Annotated in this window: 14 protein-coding genes and 1 CRISPR repeat array; of the genes, 11 read left to right on the top strand and 3 right to left on the bottom strand. The window is 63.0% G+C overall.

Annotation, left to right across the window (positions count from 1 at the left end):
• Positions 1-140 precede the first annotated feature (140 nt).
• A CRISPR array of direct repeats spans positions 141-514; the repeat unit is 34 nt; unit sequence GTCTCGCTCCCACGCGGAGCGAGTGGATTGAAAT.
• A gap of 204 nt (positions 515-718) precedes the next feature.
• Together ACTNAU_RS07915 and ACTNAU_RS07910 are read right to left on the bottom strand one after the other, a co-directional pair.
• A complete protein-coding gene (locus ACTNAU_RS07915) occupies positions 719-2014 on the bottom strand; it encodes a DEAD/DEAH box helicase (protein ID WP_441098080.1) in 1296 nt (431 codons plus the stop codon).
• A 1-nt stretch (position 2015) separates the two neighbouring features.
• Positions 2016-3008, bottom strand: a complete 993-nt coding sequence (locus ACTNAU_RS07910; protein ID WP_441098079.1) for an RluA family pseudouridine synthase — start codon at positions 3006-3008, stop codon at positions 2016-2018.
• A gap of 296 nt (positions 3009-3304) precedes the next feature.
• Here ACTNAU_RS07910 and ACTNAU_RS07905 point away from each other — a divergent pair, with 296 nt between their 5' ends.
• The 10 genes from ACTNAU_RS07905 to ACTNAU_RS07860 all read left to right on the top strand — a co-directional run bounded on the left by ACTNAU_RS07905 (position 3305) and on the right by ACTNAU_RS07860 (position 17602).
• Positions 3305-3988 (top strand): JAB domain-containing protein, encoded by a 684-nt coding sequence (locus ACTNAU_RS07905; protein ID WP_021658287.1) that lies wholly within the window; start codon positions 3305-3307, stop codon positions 3986-3988.
• A gap of 22 nt (positions 3989-4010) precedes the next feature.
• Positions 4011-4796 carry a nucleoside phosphorylase gene (locus ACTNAU_RS07900; RefSeq protein WP_441098078.1) on the top strand — a complete coding sequence of 262 codons (786 nt, stop codon included), beginning with the start codon at positions 4011-4013 and terminating at the stop codon, positions 4794-4796.
• A 186-nt stretch (positions 4797-4982) separates the two neighbouring features.
• Positions 4983-5525 (top strand): VanZ family protein, encoded by a 543-nt coding sequence (locus tag ACTNAU_RS07895; RefSeq protein ID WP_441098077.1) that lies wholly within the window; start codon positions 4983-4985, stop codon positions 5523-5525.
• Between the two features lie 533 nt (positions 5526-6058).
• Complete coding sequence (locus ACTNAU_RS07890) at positions 6059-8521, top strand: ATP-binding protein (RefSeq protein ID WP_441098076.1); 2463 nt, start codon at positions 6059-6061, stop codon at positions 8519-8521.
• 18 nt (positions 8522-8539) lie between these two features.
• Positions 8540-9850, top strand: a complete 1311-nt coding sequence (locus tag ACTNAU_RS07885; protein ID WP_441098075.1) for an ABC transporter substrate-binding protein — start codon at positions 8540-8542, stop codon at positions 9848-9850.
• Between the two features lie 392 nt (positions 9851-10242).
• Positions 10243-12216, top strand: a complete 1974-nt coding sequence (gene uvrB, locus ACTNAU_RS07880) for an excinuclease ABC subunit UvrB (protein WP_441098074.1) — start codon at positions 10243-10245, stop codon at positions 12214-12216.
• A gap of 17 nt (positions 12217-12233) precedes the next feature.
• Positions 12234-15056, top strand: a complete 2823-nt coding sequence (gene uvrA, locus ACTNAU_RS07875) for an excinuclease ABC subunit UvrA (protein ID WP_441098073.1) — start codon at positions 12234-12236, stop codon at positions 15054-15056.
• A gap of 85 nt (positions 15057-15141) precedes the next feature.
• Positions 15142-15303, top strand: a complete 162-nt coding sequence (locus ACTNAU_RS07870) for a rubredoxin (RefSeq protein WP_021658277.1) — start codon at positions 15142-15144, stop codon at positions 15301-15303.
• A gap of 140 nt (positions 15304-15443) precedes the next feature.
• Complete coding sequence (locus ACTNAU_RS07865; RefSeq protein WP_441098095.1) at positions 15444-16589, top strand: FprA family A-type flavoprotein; 1146 nt, start codon at positions 15444-15446, stop codon at positions 16587-16589.
• A gap of 134 nt (positions 16590-16723) precedes the next feature.
• Positions 16724-17602, top strand: coding sequence for a hypothetical protein (locus tag ACTNAU_RS07860; RefSeq protein WP_441098072.1), 879 nt, complete (start codon positions 16724-16726; stop codon positions 17600-17602).
• 83 nt (positions 17603-17685) lie between these two features.
• On the opposite strand, the gene ACTNAU_RS07855 is transcribed toward ACTNAU_RS07860, so the two are convergent.
• Positions 17686-18630 (bottom strand): RluA family pseudouridine synthase, encoded by a 945-nt coding sequence (locus ACTNAU_RS07855; RefSeq protein WP_441098071.1) that lies wholly within the window; start codon positions 18628-18630, stop codon positions 17686-17688.
• 688 nt (positions 18631-19318) lie between these two features.
• On the opposite strand from ACTNAU_RS07855, the gene ACTNAU_RS07850 reads away from it, so the two are divergent.
• Positions 19319-20377, top strand: a complete 1059-nt coding sequence (locus tag ACTNAU_RS07850; RefSeq protein ID WP_441098070.1) for a lipid II:glycine glycyltransferase FemX — start codon at positions 19319-19321, stop codon at positions 20375-20377.
• The last annotated feature ends 8 nt before the right edge of the window (positions 20378-20385 follow it).

Below are 20385 nucleotides of genomic sequence, written 5' to 3'. Positions count from 1 at the left end.
GGACCTTCGCACCGAAAAATTGGGTAGCAGAGTGGGGGAGGGGGGGAGGAAAAGAGAAATAGGCCTTGTAGTTTGACAATTGTTTGTGGAAGTTGTATTGTTGTGGTGAAAGAATACCTGCCTTTTTGTAGGTGTTTGCTGTCTCGCTCCCACGCGGAGCGAGTGGATTGAAATTCTGGGATTACCGAGGGGATCTCAAACATGTTCAGTCTCGCTCCCACGCGGAGCGAGTGGATTGAAATCTACGTTGAAAATAGTATAAAACCATGTACAAAGTCTCGCTCCCACGCGGAGCGAGTGGATTGAAATTCGATGTCCCGCCCGTTGATTTCCATGATTTTGGTCTCGCTCCCACGCGGAGCGAGTGGATTGAAATATCCTTTCTTTAATCGCTAAAAAGGCCGCCCGGAGGTCTCGCTCCCGCGCGGAGCGAGTGGATTGAAATTCCCTGGCAAGGTCCTCCCCGGTGGTGTAGCCGGGGTCTCGCTCCCGTGCGGAGCGAGTGGATTGAAATACCTTATAGATGCAGCTGGCGTTGCCGTGCTCCCGTCTCGCTCTCCACATAGCGAGTAACTAAAATCTTTCCGTCGATTTGCGAATTGTCCTACCCCCTGCCTTTTTAGAGGGTGGCAGGGGACATCTTATCCCCCACAAAGCACGTTCCCATTCCTCCATCAAAAAAGAGAGAGCCAGACAGCACCACCTGTCTGGCTCTCTTTTACTTCTTCTTGCGGGGCTGGTTTTGCCCTCTCTGTCCGCCCTGTCCAGCGGGTTTTCCCTTGGCCACGGGCCGTCCGCCCGGCTGCCTGGATGCGGGCTGCCTGGGCGGAGCTGGGCGCTCTCTTCGGGGCGGCCGGGGCTGTTTGGGGGTGGGCTCCAGGATTTCCATGGGGTAGGGGTGGTTTTTGACCACCGGGATCTCCTGTTTGATGAGCTTTTGGATGTCCTTGAGATAGGGGATCTCGTCGAACATGCAAAAGGAGATCGCCGTGCCGCTGAGCCCTGCGCGGCCGGTGCGGCCGATGCGGTGGACGTAGGTCTCCGGCTCGTTGGGCAGGTCGTAGTTGATGACGTGGGACAGCTCGTCGATGTCGATGCCCCGGGCGGCGATGTCGGTGGCCACCAGCACCCGGATGGAGCGGTCCTTGAAGGCCTTGAGGGCGGTCTGCCGGGCGCCCTGGCTCTTGTTGCCGTGGATGGCCTTGGCCTCGATCCCCGCCCGGCCCAACTCCTTGACCACCCGGTCGGCCCCGTGTTTGGTGCGGGTGAAGACCAGGGCCGACTCAATTTCCGGCTGCTGGAGAAGGTCGGCCAGCAGCCGCTTTTTGTTGGGCTTGTCCACATAGTAGAGGGACTGGCTCACCTTTTCGGCAGTGGTGGCAGAGGGGGTCACCGAGACCTTGAGCGGGTTTTTGAGGATGGTGCGGGCCAGCTTTTCGATTTCCGGCGGCAGGGTGGCGGAGAAGAGCAGGGTCTGCCGCTCCTGGGGAAGCTGGGCCACTATCCGACGCACGTCGTGGATAAAGCCCATGTCCAGCATCCGATCCCCCTCGTCGAGGACAAATATCTCCACCTTTTTGAGGGAGATGTACCCCTGCCCGATCAGGTCGTTGAGCCGCCCGGGGGTGGCCACCAGGATGTCGACCCCTCGCTGCAGCTTCTCCACCTGCGGGTTTTGGGAGACCCCGCCGAAGATGACGGCGCAGCGCAGGGGGAGGTACTTGCCGTACTGGACGAAATTCTCGTAGATTTGCAGGGCCAGTTCCCGGGTGGGGGTGAGGACGAGGGCGCGGATGGGCGAGCGCTTGCCGACCTGGTCGGTGCCCAGCCGCTGGAGGATGGGGGCGGCAAAGGCGCAGGTCTTGCCGGTCCCCGTCTGGGCGCAGCCGAAGAGGTCCCGCCCGGCAAGCACCGGGGGAATGGCCTTTTCCTGAATGGGGGAGGGGGTTTGGTACCCCATCTCCGCCAGGGCTTTTTGAATGGGGGGAGAGAGTTTTAAATCGACAAATTGCAAATCAGTGTTCCTCTTTTCTGTATGCGGTGGGCGCGGTCTGCGCCCCTTCGTGGGGGAGGGAAAAGTCCCCTGGCAGGAACCAGGGGCGCAGGGAAAAGGTCTTTCCCTCCAGATAGGCGAGGGGGCTGTCCCCCTCGGGGTGGAGGCGGAGGAGGTAGGCGCAGAGGGCCTGTCGGGTGTAGCGGTCGGTGGGGCCGCCGTACTTGCCGTCCCCCAGCAGGGGGTGGCCGGCGGCGGCGAGCTGGGCCCGTATCTGGTGGGAGCGGCCGGTGAGCAGGGTGATTTCCACCAAGCTGTCCTCCCCCAGGGGGGCGACGACCCGGTAGCGGCTGTGCACCGGCTTGCTGCCGGGCTGGGGAGCCGGGTAGACCCGAGAGCGGTTTTTCCGCCCGTCCTTGACGATGTGGCCCCGCAGTTCCCCCCTGTCGGGGGAGAGGGTGCCGGCGGCCAGGCAGAGGTATCGCTTCTCCGCCCGCCCCTCCCGAATGAGCCGGGTCAGCTCCCGCAGGGCGGCGGCAGTTTTGCCAAAGAGCACCAGCCCCTGGGTGTTGCGGTCCAGCCGGTTGCAGGGGGCGGGGGCAAAGCTGTGCTCCCGCTGGGGGAGATAGCTGCCGTTTTGAATGAGGTGGGCCAGGGCCATCTCCCGCAGGGAGGGGGAGCCGCTGTTGTCCGGCTGGGTGGGCACCCCCACCGGCTTTTCCAGCACCAGCACCTGCGGGTCCTCGTACACCACCCGGCAGGGCTCCAGCGCGGGGGGGAGGGTGAGCCCCGCCCCCCGGCTCTCGCGGGGGGTGACCCCCTCGGGCAGGTAGAGGTCCAACTGGTCCCCCTCCTGCACAAAGGAGGAGAGCTCGACCCGTTTGCGGTTGAGCTTGATTTTTTTCTGCCGGTTCCACTTGTAAAAGAGAGAGGTCGGGCAGTCCGGCAGCAGCTTTTTCAACAGGCGGTCCAGCCGCTGGCCCCCGTCGTTGGGGCCGATGGAATACTGGTACAAAACAGGCGCTCCTCTGTCGTAGCTTTTTTTGTGGGAATGGGGTATAATGGCCGCAAAGCAGCTATTATACCGAGTGCGGCCGGGCAGGCCCGCAAACGCTGTTTGCTCCCTGCCCGATGGCCAACACCACTGCTCGCCTTGCGCTTGTGGTATAATGGATGCGCGGCGAACGCTGTCGAATAGGCCCCTTTGCTCCGCTTCGGGGGCGACGGGCCAAATTCGCATATCTGTCAGTATAAACCAAACGCCGAGAGATTACAAATGCGGCTTTTGTGCCGCTTCTTTCTGAGGTGCCTATGAGCGACGAACACAAGGGCCACCGGGACCGCACCCGGCAGCTGTTTTTGCAGATGGGCGGGGAGGGCCTGCCCGACCACATCCTGTTGGAGATCCTCCTCTACTACGCCATCCCCCGGCGGGATACCAACGAGCTGGCCCACCGCCTGCTGGACGCTTTTGGCGGCATCAAGGGGGTGCTGGAGGCCGACGTGGACGAGTTGCAGCAGGTCCCCGGCATCGGCTACAACGCGGCGGTGCTCCTCAAGCTGGTGCTCTCCCTCTTTCGCAGCTATTTAAAGGACATGCAGTCGTTTGAAAACGTCCTCGACTGCACCCAGAAAATCGGGGATTACCTGATCCCCATGTTCATCGGCAAGACCGACGAATCCCTCTATCTGCTCTGCTTCAACGACCGCTACAAGCTGCTTCGCTGCGAGCTGATCGCCCAGGGCATCCACAACGCGGTCTCCATCAACCAAAAGAAGATCGTGGAGCGGGCCGCCCTCTCCAAGTGCAGCCGGGTGGTCATCGCTCACAACCACCCCGGCGGGGTGGCCCTGCCCTCGGACGAGGACGTCCGCTCCACCCTGCAGATCCACAACACCCTCAAGGCCCTGCACATCCAGCTGGTGGACCACATCATCGTCTCGGGGGACGACTACATCTCCCTGGCCGACAGCAACATCTTTGTCGCCCTTTAGGGCGGAGAAAAAGGAGGAAAAAATGACTGACTGGTACCTGGAAAACGACGACACCGAACCGGTGATCCAGGCGCGGGTCCACGCCCGCAGCGAGCACCGGGGGGAGCCCCTCGACCTGCCGGAGACGGCGGTCCTCTTCTTTCAGTCCCAGGGGGTGCCCTATCTGCAGGCGCACCATCCCGTCGTCACCCTGACGGAAATGCTGCCCCGCTTCCTCTTTCCCACCCCCGTCTACGCGGTGAAGGGGGAGGAGGGGGTCTGTTTTCTGGACGGCGGTCGGGGCGCGCCCCAGGGGGCCGACACGGTGGAGACCCTCTTTGCCCTGGGGGTGAAGAAATTCATTCTGGTGGGCTACTGTGGCTGCTTTGCGGGGGAGGTGGGGCTCTGCGACGCCGTCGCTCCCCCTCGCATTTTGGTGGAGGAGGGGACCAGCCACCACTACCACCCCCGCATTCGCTGGGCCGCCCCCTCGCCGGAACTGCACCGACAGGCGGTGGCGTTCCTCTCCCCCCGCCTGCGGGTGTGGGAGCAGCCGACGGTCACCACCGACGCCGTCTACCGTCAGACGGTGCGCAAGGAGGCGCTCTGGCGGCAGCAGGGCTGCGTGGGGGTGGACATGGAGGCATCCGCCGTCCTGAGCGTCAGCCAGTACCTGGGGGCCGAGGCGGTGGCCCTGTTGCTGGTCTCGGACAAACACCCCACCGCCGAGGACCCCACCCCGTGGAGCTGGGGCGTCCGCCGCCGGGTCGAGGCGCGGGACCGCTTCTTTCAGGCGGCCATCGACTTCGCCTTTTCGCAGGGGCGGTAGTGGCTTGTCCCCGCGCGATTTGACCTCGCTGAGAGCCGAGGGCCGCTGGCCCCCGGCTCTTTTTGGCGGGGCGGCAGGCCTTTCTCTCGCCACTTCTTCATATCTCTTCATCGATTTATAGGAAAATCGACAAGGGGTTTTTGAGAACTCTCCTGTACAATGAGGGACAGAGAGGAGGAGAGAACGATGCATCGATTGGAAGCATATGCCAGGCTGGCGCTGATTTTTATTGTGGCGTTGGCGATTTTGTACCTGCCCGTTTTGTTCTTTTTGAAGAGGCGGGGAAAGCCCGTTTCCCGGCAAATCAGCTACTTGGGGCTTGTCTGCTCCCTTTTTCTCATCGCCTTTGCGACGATTTTCTTCACCCCGATTTCCTTTCACCCGGGGACGCACACCTTGAATGTCGTCCCCTTTGCATGGGTGGGGGTGGGGGACGACCTCTCCCTGCTCATCGTCGAAAAGGTCCCCAATGTCCTGCTCTTTATTCCGCTGGGATTTTTTCTCCCCGCCATCTTCCAAAAGATGAGACGGCTCTCTGCCGTCGTGCCGGTTTCATTTTTGACCACCTTCAGCATCGAGTTTTTTCAGTTTTTTATAGGGCGTTCGTCCGACATTGATGACATCATAGCAAACCTGTTGGGCGCCGTGCTCGGATATGGCCTGTTCAAGCTGCTGGGCGCCCTTTTCCACAGCAAAAGCCACTGGAAATCGTTCATCGGGAGCCGCTAAAATGGAATGCCGCCCTTAAATAGACCACTTTTTTGCGCGGTCAGGGTCCCTTGCAGGCACTTGCCGCAAGGACCGGGGGAGAGCTGTGCGGCAGCCGCCGACCAAACGCCTGTCAACCGCTTCTCTGGCGGCGCTGGTTTGGCTGTCGCCCCTGTAGGATCCATGTGGGAAAGAAATAATTGGGTTGATTTGGCATCGACAAAATGCTACAATAAAGACACATATATCGGTATACGGCAAAGGGACGACTGCTTGCCGCCGACCGGGTGCTCTCAATCCCCTTCGATCGGCGTGCAGCCGCCTCTTTTTAACGGCGACAAGGGCGGGGCGGCCCTTCGACCGGTGTCGGTTTGGTCGACGGCAGGGTCTGGAGAGAGCGGACACCTGCCCTTTTTATTGGTGCAGGGCAAAGGGGGGCAGGCCCCCTAAAAAACAGGCAGCAGAGTGAGGACAGGTGGGCTTTGATGAAAAAGACGCCGGGGAATACAGGCCGGAAAAGCGGGCTGTACCAAGACAGGAAGAGCCTTTTTCGCATGGCGGGGAGCTTGGCGCTGGTGCTGGTGCTGATTGCCGGCGTGCTGGTGTTTGTCAACAGCATCAACGACAACCTGCGGGAGGACACCGAGAGCGGCATCAAGAGCATGACCAAGATCGGCGCGGACTATATCGAGGAGTATGTCGACCAGGACATGCGCTGTCTCGGTCAGCTGTCGGAGATGATTGCCCTGCTGCCGGAGGAGCGGCGGCTGGGGCAACTTCAAAAGTACGTGGAGCAGGGCGTTTTCAGCCGGGTTGCGCTGGTGTATGCCGGTGGTCACGGCATCTTTGACGACGGCGCGGCGATCACCCCTGAAACCGACATGCAGTGGAGCGACTTCCCCGCGGGCAGCGACATCAGCGACGCCTTTTTCGGCTGGAACGGCAGAAAACAGGTGGCCATGCGCACGCCGGTCACCCTGGGCGACGGCTCGCAGGCCATGCTCTACGGGTACGTGGAGCTGGAACACTACTACGTCCCGGCGGCAATGGAGTTTCTCGGCGGCCGCGGCTTTGCCTACATGATCGACGGGGCGAGCGGGGACTACCTGGTCTACACCAAAAATACGGTGGCCCAGCGGACCTACGCCTCCCTCTACAACACCCTAGAGGGGAGCGGGAACCCCGAGGGCTCTCTGCAAAAGGTGAAGGAGTTGGTGGAGGCCGGCCGCTCCGGGAGCATCGTCCTCACAATCGAGGACACCGCCAACTACCTCTATTTCACGCCGGTGGCGGGCACCCCCGGCTGGTACATGACGGCGATCGTGCCGCTGGGCGTGATCCAGCAGGCCCGCAGCTCGATCCTCTTTCTCATGTCGGTCGTCTGCGCCTTTATCTTTGTCTGTGTGATCGTGCTGATGCTGCTGGTCAACAGCCGGAAGCGGGACGCCGCCCTCTCGCGGGAGAGGGGGTACCGCGACGCCCTCTTCGGCCTCATCGCCGAAAATGTGGAGCAGGTCTTTATGATCTACAACGGGCGCCGCCACCGGATGGAGATGGTCTTTCAAAACTCCCTCCAGGTGCTGGGGATTCGGGACGATGTCTGCCGGGAAGACCCCATGCTGTTCTTCGGGCGCTGCGGAAGCGATGCCCTGCGGCGGGCGGCCAGCCAGATGCTGAGCGGACTGCTGCACAAAAATGTGGGGGAGGAGTGCCGGTACAACCATCCGGACGGCCAGACCCTTTGGCTCAAGGTGAAGATCCTGCGCGTTGGCGGCAACGAGGCCGAAAACCGCTACATCGTGGCGGTGGAGGACCAGACCGCCGAGCGGGAGATCAGAAAGAACCTGGACGACGCCCTGGCGGCGGCGGAGACGGCCAGCCGGGCCAAGAGCGACTTTCTCTCCTCCATGAGTCACGACATCCGAACCCCCATGAACGCCATCATGGGGATGACCGAGCTGGCGCTGTTGCAGGGGGACTGCCCTCCGCGGGTGAGAGAACTGCTGCAGAAAATCAGCAGTTCCAGCCGCTATCTGCTGAGCCTGGTCAACGACATTCTGGACATGAGCAGGATCGAGAGCGGGAAACTGCACCTCAAGTTGCAGCCGCTGCGGGTCGAGGAGGAGATCCAGAAGGTCGCCAACATCATCCGCAGCCAGGCGGAGGAGCGCGATCAGACCTTCTCCGTCAAGGCCGACAAGCTGCGCTACAGCACCATCTACGGCGATGCGCTGCGGGTCAACCAGGTGCTGATCAACATTCTGGGCAACAGCGTCAAATTTACCCCCGACGGGGGAGCGATCTCCTGGGAGATCGCCGAGTTGGAGGACGAGCCGGGCTGGGTGAAAATCAAGCAGACGATCCGGGACAGCGGCATCGGCATGGCGGCGGAGTTCCTGCCCCACCTCTTCGACTCCTTTGAACAGGAGAACCGCGGGCAGGCCGGGCGGTCGGGCAGCGGTCTCGGCATGGCGATCGCCAAGAGGCTGGTCGACCTCATGGGCGGCTCCATCTCGGTGGACAGCGCGCCGGGCAGGGGGACCACCTTTGTTGTGGAGCTGCGCTTTCAAATCGCACAGGGCGAGGAGGGGCCCCAGACAGAGGGCGCGCCGCTCTCCCACAGCCGCGCTCTGCCCGCCGGCACCCGGGTGCTGCTGGTGGACGACAACAGCCTGAATCGGGAGATCGCCGTGGAGATGCTCTCTCTCTTCGGCCTGGCGGTGGAGACGGCTGTAAACGGGGCAGAGGCGGTGCAGAAGTTCACCGCCAGCGAGCCGGGGCACTACCGCGCCGTGCTCATGGACATTCAGATGCCGGTGATGGACGGCTATGACGCGACCCGCGAAATCAGGGCTCTCTCGCGGCCGGACGCAAAGGCCATCCCAATTGTCGCCATGACCGCCGACGCCTTTGCGGAAGACGTTCAGAAGGCCGCCGACGCGGGGATGGACGGGCATGTATCAAAGCCGGTTGACTTTGAACAGCTGTATGAGATCCTGCGAGAGCTCTTGCAGTAAAAAGGGGGAGGGGCACAGGTGAAACACCTAAAGAGAGGGATGGCGATCGCGCTCTGCGCGGCGGTGGCGGCCGGGGGACTTTGCGGCTGCGAGCCCAAGAGCGGGATGCGCCTGGACGAGGAGACAGAGCCCGTCGTGCTGTCGTTTTTCATGCCCATGGGCGCCCAGAAGAAGGAGGGCGCCAACATATTCTTGAAACTGATCGACCAGTACAACGCCTCCCACAGCGACGTGCAGGTCGAGGTGGAGGGGATCTCCATAAAGGACGGGTACAACGAGGTGTTGGAGCGCCGTCTGGCGTCCGGCCAGGGGGACGACCTCTTCACCGTCAACGCGGACAGCGTCAAGTCCTTTGCCGCCAACGGGTATCTGTGCGATCTGTCCGGGCTGCCGGCCTGCAGCCGCCTCTACCCCGCGGCGCGAGAGCAGGCGGAAATAGGCGGGTTGGTCTACACCATCCCCCTCACCATGGCGGCCTACGGGATGTATGTGAACACCGACCTGCTGGCAAAATACGGCCTTGAGCCCCCTGCGGACTACAGCTCCTGGATGCACTGCTGCCAGGTGCTCAAAGAGGGCGGGGTGACCCCCTTTGCCGTCAACCGCTGGTACGCCATGACCGTGCCGGTGATGGCGAGGGGCCTCTACAAGCTCTACCAGTCCGAGCATTACGGCGAGCTGGTGGAGGGCCTCAACGACGGGAGCGTCCCCATCGGCGACTACATGTTAGAGGGCTTTCAGATGTTCGAGGAGTTCCTGAATCAGGGCTATTACGGGGACGACCTGACCCGGGAAGGGGTGGACAGCGTTCCGGCCCGCACCACTGACCTGCAGGATTTTCAAAACCAGAAGGTCGCCTTTGCCTTTTTCAGCAGCGGGGTGGAGAAGTACTTTGTCGACGAGGGGGAGGGGATGCCCTATTTGGTGCAGGGGGTGCCCGCTCTCCCGGAGGGGACGGTCTGTCTGCCCTCCATTGCCGACCGCCTCTGTGTCAATGCCAACAGCGAACACCTGGAGGAGGCGCTGGAGGTGGCGGAGTATATAACAGACGCCACCGCCGCGGAGCTGTTGACAAACGGGGACGGCTCCCTGCCGTCGCGGGAGGGGCAGGAGGGGGTGCCGCTGGGCGCTGAGCACATGCAAAGACTGCTGCCCCTGGTCAACCGGGAGGGGCAGATCCCCATTGAGGACATGAACCTGCACTTCACCTATTGGGACACCACCCGTACCCTCTGCCTAGAGATGATCGACGGTCTTTCTGCCCAGGAGGCGGCGGAGAAGTACAACGCCATCCAGCTCGAACAGATTGGAAAGTACGGGGACGAGTAGGGGGGCCGGGGAGGGCTTGGACGATCCTGTCCAGCCTCTCTCCGGCTTTTTGCGTGGGAAAATAGGGGAAGGCTGCTTCCGAAGTCCCGCGCCCTCTTGCCCCCTGCTGTGCAGTGGTCGGCGCCCCTGCATTTCCCGCGGCGATTTGGCAAAAATAGATATAAATTTCAACTTCTTACAAACAAATGTTTTCCCTTGTGAACCTTTTAAAGAGGGGGCCGCTGTGCTATAATATAGACTCGAGTTCTTGTGTGTGCGCCTTTGCCCGCCCGGGGAAAAAAGGGGGGACAAGGGCGGTCACGCACGTCTTATATTGTCTGTTTTTTGAGATTTTTAGTGTTTGTCTGGTTTATCTCGTCCCCGCCCGGCGGGGGCGGCAGGGAGGTGCAGAAATGGGAAATACGAACGGGTCTTTCAAGCTGGTCTCCCCCTATCAGCCCACCGGCGATCAGCCCCAGGCCATCGCCCAGCTGGTGGAGGGGATCGAGCGGGGGGACAAGGAGCAGACCCTGCTGGGGGTCACCGGTTCGGGCAAGACCTTCACCATGGCCAACGTCATCGCCCAGGTCAACCGGCCCACCCTGGTGCTGGCCCACAACAAGACCCTGGCCGCCCAGCTCTGTTCGGAGTTTCGGGAGTTCTTCCCCGAAAACGCGGTGGAGTACTTCGTCTCCTACTACGACTACTACCAACCCGAGGCGTACGTGGCCTCCACCGACACCTACATCGAAAAGGACTCCTCCATCAACGAGGAGATCGAGAAGATGCGCCACTCGGCCACCGCCGCCCTCTCGGAGCGGCGGGACGTCATCCTGGTGGCCAGCGTCTCCTGTATCTACTCCCTGGGCGACCCCATCGACTACCGGACCATGGTCATCTCCCTGCGCCCGGGGATGGAGAGGAGCCGGGACGACGTGGTCAAGCAGTTGGTGGACCTGCAGTACGAGCGCAACGACGTCAACTTCACCCGCAACAAGTTCCGGGTGCGGGGGGACGTGGTGGAGGTCTACCCCGCCTACTCCACCGAGACGGCGGTGCGCATCGAGTTCTTTGGCGACGAGGTGGACCGCATCTCCGAAATCAACCCCTTGACGGGGGAGAGCAAGAATGTGCTGGGGCACATCGCCATCTACCCGGCCAGCCACTACATCGTCCCCAAGGAGAAGATGCAGCGGGCCATCACCGACATTCAGGACGAGCTGCGCGAGCGCATCCAGTACTTCAAGTCCCACGACAAGCTGCTGGAGGCCCAGCGCATCGAGCAGCGCACCATGTACGACATCGAGATGCTGCAGGAGATCGGCTTTTGCAAGGGGATCGAGAACTACTCCCGCACCCTCTCCGGCCGGGCGCCGGGCAGCACCCCCAACACCCTCATCGACTACTTTCCCGACGACTTCCTCCTCTTTGTGGACGAGTCCCACGTGACCCTGCCCCAGGTGCGGGGGATGTTCGCCGGCGACTACGCCCGCAAGAAAAACCTGGTGGACTACGGCTTCCGCCTCCCCTCGGCCTTTGACAACCGCCCCCTGAACTTCGACGAGTTCTACGGCAAGATCAACCAGGCGGTCTTTGTCTCGGCCACCCCCGGCGACTTTGAGCGGGAGAAGAGCACCCAGATCGTGGAGCAGGTGATCCGCCCCACCGGCCTCACCGACCCCGAGGTGATCGTCAAGCCCATCGAGGGGCAGATCGACGACCTCTACACCGAGATCCAAAAGCGCACCGCCCGCAAGGAGCGGGTGATGGTGACTACCCTCACCAAGAAGATGGCCGAGGACCTGACGGCCTACCTGGAGAACATGGGGGTGCGGGTGCGGTACATGCACCACGGCACCGAGACCATCGAGCGCATGGAGATCATCCGCGATCTGCGGCTGGGCGAGTTTGACGTGCTGGTGGGCATCAACCTGCTGCGGGAGGGGCTGGACATCCCCGAGGTCTCCCTGGTGGCCATCCTCGACGCCGACAAGGAGGGCTTCCTGCGCAGCGAGACCTCCCTGGTGCAGACCATCGGCCGCGCCGCCCGCAACGCCGGCGGCCAGGTCATCATGTACGCCGACGTGGTCACCCGCTCGATGGAGGCGGCCATCCGCGAGACCGAGCGCCGCCGCGCCATTCAGCAGGCCTACAACGAGGCCCACGGCATCGTCCCCAAGACCATCATCAAGGCGGTGCGGGACGTCATCGAAATCTCCAAGAAGGACACCGACGACGTCAAGAAGTACAAGCGCCTCAGCCGGGAGAAGAAGGTCGAGATGATCAACAAGCTGACCAAGGAGATGCGCCAGGCGGCCCAACTGCTGGAATTCGAGCAGGCGGCCTTCCTCCGCGACAAGATCGAGCAGCTCAAATCCTTAAAGTAAAGCGAGGAAATACGACAGTGGCAATGGACAAAATCGTCATCAAAGGGGCCCGGGAGCACAACCTGAAAAACATCGACATCGAGATCCCCCGGGACAAGCTGGTGGTCTTTACCGGCCTCTCCGGCTCGGGCAAGTCCTCCCTGGCCTTCGACACCATCTACGCCGACGGCCAGCGCCGGTACGTGGAGAGCCTCTCCTCCTACGCCCGCCAGTTTCTCGGGCAGATGGAGAAGCCGGATGTGGATCTGATCGAGGGGCTCTCTCCGGCCATCTCCATCGACCAGAAGACCACCTCCCGCAACCCCCGCTCCACCGTGGGCACCGTCACCGAGATCTACGACTACCTTCGCCTCCTCTACGCCCGCATCGGCATCCCCCACTGCCCCATCTGCGGCAAGGAGATCAAGCAGCAGACCGTCGACCAGATCGTGGACAAGGTGCTGGCCCTCCCCGAGGGCAGCCGCATCCAAGTGCTGGCCCCGGTGGTGCGCGGGCGCAAGGGGGAGCACGTCAAGGAGTTTGAGTCGGCCAAGCGCTCCGGCTTTGTGCGGGTGCGGGTGGACGGCAGCATCTTCGACCTCTCCGAGGAGATCAAGCTGGAGAAGAACAAGAAGCACACCATCGAGATCGTGGTGGACCGGCTGGTCATCAAGGAGGAGATCAAGTCCCGCCTGACCGACTCGCTGGAGACCGCCACCTCCATTTCGGGCGGGCTGGCGGTCATCGACGTCATCGGGGGAGAGGAGATGCTCTTCTCCCAAAACTACGCCTGCCCCGACCACGACATCAGCATCGAGGAGCTCTCCCCCCGGATGTTCTCCTTCAACAACCCCTACGGCGCCTGCGAGAAGTGCACCGGCCTGGGCACCTTTTTGCGGGTGGACCCCGATCTGGTGGTGCCGGACAAGTCCAAGTCTATCCGCGGGGGGGCCATCCGCGCCTCCGGCTGGTACTACAAAGACGCCTCCACCATCTCCCACATGTACTACGACGGGCTGGCCAAGGCCTACGGCTTCACCCTGAACACCCCCTTTGAGGAGATTTCGGAGGAGGGGCAGAACGCCATCCTCTACGGCACCGGCGACCGGGCCATCGACATGACCCGCCAGAACGAGTACGGCACCGGCAAGTACAAGACCACCTTTGAGGGGATCGTCAACAACCTGGAACGCCGCTTCCGCGAGACCAACTCGGCCTGGATGCGGGAGGAGATCCAGGAGGTCATGAGCTCGGTGCCCTGCCCCGACTGCGGCGGCAAAAAGCTGAAAAAGGCCTCCCTGGCGGTGACGGTGGCGGGGAAGAACATCATCGACTTCACCGACCTGTCGGTGGTGGACGCCCTGCGCTTCATCGACTCGATGGAGCTCACCCCCCGCGACGAGATGATCGCCCACCAGATCCTCAAGGAGATCAAATCCCGGCTCAACTTCCTGCGCAGCGTGGGGCTGGGGTACCTGACCCTCTCCCGCGCCGCCGCCACCCTCTCGGGGGGGGAGAGCCAGCGCATCCGCCTGGCCACCCAGATCGGCTCCTCCCTGGTGGGGGTCCTCTACATCCTGGACGAGCCCAGCATCGGGTTGCACCAGCGGGACAACGACAAGCTCATCGCCACCCTGCGCCACCTGCGGGACATCGGCAACACCCTCATCGTGGTGGAGCACGACGAGGACACCATCCGCGCTGCCGACTACATTGTGGACATCGGCCCTGGGGCGGGTGTCAACGGGGGCGAGGTGGTGGCCCAGGGCTCTCTGCAGGACATCGAGGGCTGTGCGCGCTCCATCACCGGCCAGTACCTCTGCGGGGTCAAGAAAATCGAGGTCCCCGCGACCCGGCGCAAGGGGAGCGGCAAGTTCCTCGAGGTCAAGGGCGCGGCCCAGAACAACCTCAAGGACGTGAACGTGAAGATCCCCCTGGGCACCTTCACCTGCGTCACCGGGGTCTCGGGCTCGGGCAAGTCCTCCCTCATCAACGAGGTGCTCTACAAGACCCTGGCGCAAAAGCTCAACGGCGCCAAGTCCAAGCCGGGCAAATGCCAAAAGGTCCTGGGGCTCAAACACCTGGACAAGGTCATCGGCATCGACCAGTCGCCCATCGGCCGCACCCCCCGCTCCAACCCGGCCACCTACACCGGGGTGTTCACCGACATCCGCAACTTCTTTGCCCAGACCGCCGACGCCAAGGCCAAGGGCTACAGCTCCAGCCGCTTCTCCTTCAACGTCAAGGGCGGGCGCTGCGAGGCCTGTCAGGGCGACGGCATCATCAAGATCGAGATGCACTTCCTGCCGGACATCTACGTCCCCTGCGAGGTCTGCGGCGGCAAGCGGTATAACCGGGAGACTTTGGAGGTAAAATACAAGGGCAAGAGTATCTACGACGTGCTGGAGATGTCGGTGGAGGAGGCCTGCGCCTTCTTCGAGAACATCCCCCGCATCCGCGAAAAGCTGCAGACCCTGCTGGACGTGGGGCTGGGCTACGTCAAGTTGGGCCAGCCGGCCACCACCCTTTCGGGCGGCGAGGCGCAGCGGGTCAAGCTGGCGCTGGAACTCTCCCGCCGGGCCACCGGCAAGACCGTCTACATCCTGGACGAGCCCACCACCGGCCTGCACACCGCCGACGTGCACAAGCTCATCGACGTGCTGCAGCGGCTGGTGGACGCGGGAAACACCGTCATCGTCATCGAGCACAACCTGGACATGATCAAGGTGGCCGACTACCTCATCGACATCGGCCCCGAGGGGGGCGACGAGGGGGGCGAGATCGTCGCCACCGGCACCCCTGAGCAGGTGGCCAAGGTGGAGCGCTCCTACACAGGGCAGTATTTGAAAAAAATGCTCTGAAATGAAAAGAGCCCCTTTACAATCGTGGAGTAATTCAGTATAATTAGGTCAGAAACCAAACCAAAGTAAAAAGGAGTGTTCCGCAATGGCAAAATATGTTTGCACCGTGTGTGGGTACGTGTACGACGAGGCCGCTGGCGCCCCTGACGAGGGGATCGCCGCCGGCACCAAGTGGGCCGACGTGCCCGACGACTTTGTCTGCCCCCTCTGTGGCGTGGGCAAGGACATGTTTGAAGAGCAGGCGTAAAGAAGCGATTGGGGCAGCCGCCTGTGGCGCGGCCGCCCCTCTTTTTTGCCAGGACTGTCAAAAGAAAAGGGGAGATCACTTTGTCCGGAACCAAGAAAATCAAGGACGGCATCTACTACACCGGGATCCTCAACCCCAACATGCGGGTCTTCGACGTGGTGATGCGCACCGAATACGGCACCAGCTACAACGCCTACACGGTGGTGGGCAGCGAGAAGACCGCCCTCATCGACGCCTCCCACCTCACCTTTGCCGAGGACTACCTGGAGACGCTGGAGCAGGTCTGCGACATCGCCAAGGTGGACTACCTGGTGATGAACCACTGCGAGCCCGACCACTCGGGCGCGGTGGCAAAACTCGTTGAAAAATACCCCGACATCACCGTTTTGGTGAGCCAGGCGGGCAGCATCTACCTCAAGGGGATCACCAACAACCCCAACATGAAGGTGGAGGTGGTCAAAAACGGCGACACCCGCGACCTGGGCGGCAAGACCCTGACCTTCCTCTCGGCCCCCTTCCTCCACTGGCCCGACTCCATCTTCACCTACCTGCCGGAGGACAAGGTGGTCTTTACCTGCGACTTCCTGGGCGCCCACTACTGCGAGCCCCTGGTGTGGGACAACAAGGTCACCTATCCCAAGGCCTATGAAGAGGCGGTCAAGGTCTACTACGACGCCATCTTCTCCCCCTTTGCCGGCTATGTGCGCAAGGGGCTCGACATCCTCTCCGCCCTCGACTTTGACACCGCCTGCACCAGCCACGGCCCCATTTTGACCAAGGGCTGCTGCCTGGAATGGGTGATGGAGCAGTACCGCCAGTGGAGCGCCGAGCCCGCCGGCGAAAAGCCGCTGATCCCCATCTTCTACTGCTCGGCTTACGGCAACACCACCCAGCTGGCCGAGGAGATCCGCGCCGGCATCCTCTCGGTCAAGCCGGAGTCGGAGATCCCCCTCTACAACGTCATCGAGCACGATCTGGGCGAGCAGGCGGCGGCCCTCAACCGAAGCACCGCCTTCCTGCTGGGTTCGCCCACCATCAACCGCAACGCGGTGCCCCCCATCTGGAACCTGTTGGCCCACATCGACGCCATCGGCAACCAGAAAAAGCCGGTGGCCGTCTTCGGCTCCTTCGGCTGGAGCGGCGAGGCGGTGCCCCTGCTCAACGGCTACCTGAGCAACCTCAAGTTCAATGTGGCCATGGACGGGCTAAAGGTCACCTTTGTCCCCAGCGAGGAGGATCTGAAAAAGGCCTTTGCCTACGGCAAGGAGTTTGCCGAGAAACTCTAAACAGCGCGCGAAAAAGGACCGGACCCGCGGGGTCGGCCCTTTTTTGCGCCCCGCCCCTAGCGCCGGCCGAGGCGTTTCTGGTATACTGGTGGCAGAGAGAACACCCACCCGCGCCCGGAAAGGGGGAGTCCGCCGTGAAGCCCTTTGACACCGCCCGGCCGCTGCGGGGCGGGGCCCGTCTGGCCCTCTGCCTCTGTTTGCTGCTGGCCCTGTTTCCCGCCGTCGCCCAGGCCGATATGGGCCCCAAGCCCCAGGTCACCGTGGTGGTGGAACACCCGCCCCAGGGGGAGTACTACCTGGACCTGCTGGTCCCCGAGGGGGACTACGACAACCTGGGCGACCGGCGCGCCCAGTATGACCCGCAAAAGCTCGCCCTGCTGGCCGACTACCGGGAGGGCGGGTGGCACGCCGGTCTGACCGTCGGTACCCGCGCCCCCATGTGGGGCGACTTGCAGGGAGAGGTGTGGGGGGAGGGCCGCCGCCACACCTTCGGCTACTTCGGGGTGCCCGACCGCTTCAAACTCCTTGTCGCCACGCCGGAGGGGGAGCTGCGGGTCTCCGACTGGGTCGACCGGGTCACCTTTCAGACCACCCTGACCTACGACTACCAGACCGGGCAGATGGCCCGCCCCAGCATCTGGCTAGCCTACCTGCGCCAGTTCGCCGTGACGCTGCTGCCCACCCTCCTCATCGAGGGGGTGCTGCTGCTGGCCTTCCGCTTCCCCCTCAAGAAAAATGGGCTGGTCTTTTTGCTGGTCAACCTGGGCACCCAGCTCTTTTTGACCGCCACCCTGGGGCGGCAGCTCCTGCTGCACGGGCTGCTCGCCGGTTACGCGGCCCTCGTCCCCCTGGAACTGGCGGTGGCCGGGGCCGAGACCCTTCTCTACCTCTACCTGCTGCGGGGGCAGGGGAGGGGCTGCCGGGTGGCCTACGCCCTCACCGCCAACGCCGCCAGTGCCCTGGCGGGCTGGCTGCTGCTGAAGTGGGAGTTTTGGCTGCACTTTTCCAGCTAGAGAGAAAGAGCGCTCCCTTCTCCCCGCACCGGCGGGGGAGGGGGCGCTCTTTTGTTTGGGGAAAAAGGGGCCGGGCGACGGGGTCACACCAGCTTTTCAAAGGGGACCTGGGCCACCTGAAAGCGCCGGCCGCTCAGGTACTGCAGCACCCCCTCGCCGGGGGGGAAGGCAAAGGTCACCTCCCGGGAGTAGAGGGCCTGGTAGGGCTGGTGGTAGCGGCGGTTGACCGGCTCCCGGCCGTACTTGCCGTCCCCCAGCAAGGGGTGGCCGGCGGCGGCGAACTGGGCGCGGATCTGGTGGGTGCGCCCGGTCACCAGCCGGGCCTCCACTAGGCTCAGCTCCCGGTTCGCCCGCAAGACCCGGTAGTGGGTCACCGCCTGCTTGGCCCCGGGGCGGGGGCTGTCGCCGACGTAGACCCGGCTCTTCTTGCTGTCCTTGAAGAGGTAGCCCGTGAGGGTCCCCTCCCGGCGGGGGAGGCGGCCCAGCACCACGCACCAGTAGGTCTTTTGCACCTGCCGCAGGCGGATGCGCTCCAGCATCTCCTCCAGGGCGGGCTGGTTTTTGGCGGCGATGACGATGCCCCCGGTCCAGCGGTCGATGCGGTTGCAGAGGGCAGGGGGAAAGGTCTCGCCGGGGCGGTACTCCCCCCGGTCGTAGAGGTAGCGCTGGATCTGGGCCTCCAGGGTGTTGACCCCCTCCTCCCGATCGGGGAGGACCAGCAGCCCCGGGTACTTGTCCGCCAGGAGGATATTTTCGTCCTCGTACACCACCTGAAACCGGGGCTTGACCCGCAGGTAGGCGTTTTCGGGGGAGGGACGCTGAAAGAACTCGTCGTTGAGATAGCACTCCAGCCGGTCCCCCGCCTGCAACCGGTGTCCGGGCTGGGAGATCCGCTTCCCGTTGACTCGGACGCGGCCCTTGCGCAGAAACTTGTAGAGAAGGGGCTGGGGCAGGCCGTGGGTCAGCTCCCCCAGCAGGGCGTCCAACCGCCGCCCGTCCGCCGCCCTGTCCACTGTGAATTCCCTCAAAAAACAACCTCCCCTCTGCCGCTTGGCGGGCAGAGTTCGGCCCGCTGCGGCTGCGCTCCCATCATATCACAAAAACCCCTCTGGGAAAAGCCGCTTCCCGGGGATTTGCCGTGCGCGCGGGGGCAAAATATGGTATAATAACCACCAAGTGGCGAGTGTGCCGGGGACGGCCGGGCAGATGCACAAACGCGGTTTGCTCTCTGCCTTCTGGCCAAATCCTACTGCGCGCCCGGCGCTTGTGGGAGAATGGCGGCGAATGCAGTCGTCGCCCGGCTGGTGAGCGGCTGTTCCCCGGCGTTGGGGCGCGCCGGACCCTGTCGGGCGGTTTGCGTCCGGTCGGCAGGGCGAGCCCGCCTTTTACCAGGACGGGCGGCAGCGCTTTTCAGGGCCGGTGCAGTCCCGCCCCGGGGAGACGGCTTGCCGACCGCCCAGTGTGGGAGGTCGGCGGCCATTCCCCGCGAACTCCGCCGGGGCAAAGATCCGCCGCCGGGCGGTGAGGCCGCCGGGCGAGTGGTTTGAGAGGGGCGGTTTTGACCCATCCTCAAACGGCCCCCTTTTGGGGCGGCTCGGATTGCCTTTTTACCGCTGGACACCCCGGCGGAGGGAAAATGATTTTTGAGATGCGGCTTCCCCGCCTGCGGGGAGAGCTGTGGGAATATGTGAAGAGAGGGCGTTGGTTTTGGAAATTTTGGAACCCAGCAGATACGGAGAGTACGAGGCGTTTGTCAGCGCCCACAAAAACGGCGGCTTTACCCAGTCCATCCACTGGCCGCAGGTCAAGGCCGGCTGGGGCCACCGGGTGGTGGTCTCCCGCAATGCGGCGGGGGAGATCGTGGGGGGGATGCTCATCCTCACCAAAAAGGTACCGGGGCTGAACCGCCACTTTCTCTATGCCCCCCGGGGCCCGGTTTTTGACTACGGCGACGAGGCCGTCTTTGCCGACTTGGTCGAGGGAGTCAAGGCGGTGGCCAAGTTGGAGCACGGCTTTGCCTTTAAGATGGACCCCATGGTGATGACCGGGGACACCGCCTTTGTGGAGATGGCCCGCAAATACGGCTTCACCTACACCGAGGACCAGACCGACGACGACACCATCCAGCGCCGCAGCAACTACATGCTGCCCCTGGCCGGGCGCACCAAGGAGGAGCTGTTGGCCAGTTTCCACCAGAAGTGGCGCTACAACATCCGCCTGGCCGGGCGCAAAGGGGTGGTCTGCAAGGTGGGCACCAAGGCAGACCTGCCCGACTTTATGAAGGTCTACCAGGTCACCGGCCAGCGCGACGGCTTCAACACCCGCCCCATGAGCTACTTCGAGCGGATGCTCGACGCCCTGGGCGAACAGGTGCGCCTCTACCTCTGCTACTACGAGGGGCAGCCCATCTCCGGCGCCATCACCACCAACTACGCGGGCAAGACCTGCTATGTCTACGGCGCGTCGGACAACGCCTTCCGCAACGTCATGCCCAACCACCTGATGCAGTGGGAGATGATCCAGTGGGCGGTGGACACCGGCTGTGTGGTCTACGACTTTCAGGGCATCCCCCTGGACCTGTCGGGGAACGACCACATGCACGGGGTCTACCTCTTCAAAAAGGGCTTTAACGGCCAGGTGGTCACCTTTGCCGGGGAGTTCGATTTGGTCTTTACCCCCTGGGTGGAGAAATTCGTCGATTTTTCAGAAAAGGTGCAGGCCAGGATGCGCAAGCGCCGGGCCCGCAAAAAGGCCAAAGCGGCCAAGGCCAACTAAAGGCCGAG

The sequence above is a fragment of the Bittarella sp. HCP28S3_D9 genome (assembly GCF_052065655.1).
In the GTDB taxonomy this organism is placed as follows: Bacteria; Bacillota; Clostridia; order Oscillospirales; family Ruminococcaceae; genus Bittarella; species Bittarella massiliensis.
Note: the sequence above shows the minus strand (reverse complement) of the source record. Positions and strands in the feature narration are given on the sequence as shown.

Bases quoted from the DNA above. Each gene is read 5' to 3' on its own strand.
- ACTNAU_RS07905 (WP_021658287.1), top strand. From the start codon at position 3,305: ATGAGCGACGAACACAAGGGCCACCGGGACCGCACCCGGCAGCTGTTT.
- ACTNAU_RS07900 (WP_441098078.1), top strand. From the start codon at position 4,011: ATGACTGACTGGTACCTGGAAAACGACGACACCGAACCGGTGATCCAG.
- ACTNAU_RS07895 (WP_441098077.1), top strand. From the start codon at position 4,983: ATGCATCGATTGGAAGCATATGCCAGGCTGGCGCTGATTTTTATTGTG.
- ACTNAU_RS07890 (WP_441098076.1), top strand. From the start codon at position 6,059: ATGGCGGGGAGCTTGGCGCTGGTGCTGGTGCTGATTGCCGGCGTGCTG.
- uvrB (WP_441098074.1), top strand. From the start codon at position 10,243: ATGGGAAATACGAACGGGTCTTTCAAGCTGGTCTCCCCCTATCAGCCC.
- ACTNAU_RS07870 (WP_021658277.1), top strand. From the start codon at position 15,142: ATGGCAAAATATGTTTGCACCGTGTGTGGGTACGTGTACGACGAGGCC.
- ACTNAU_RS07865 (WP_441098095.1), top strand. From the start codon at position 15,444: ATGCGGGTCTTCGACGTGGTGATGCGCACCGAATACGGCACCAGCTAC.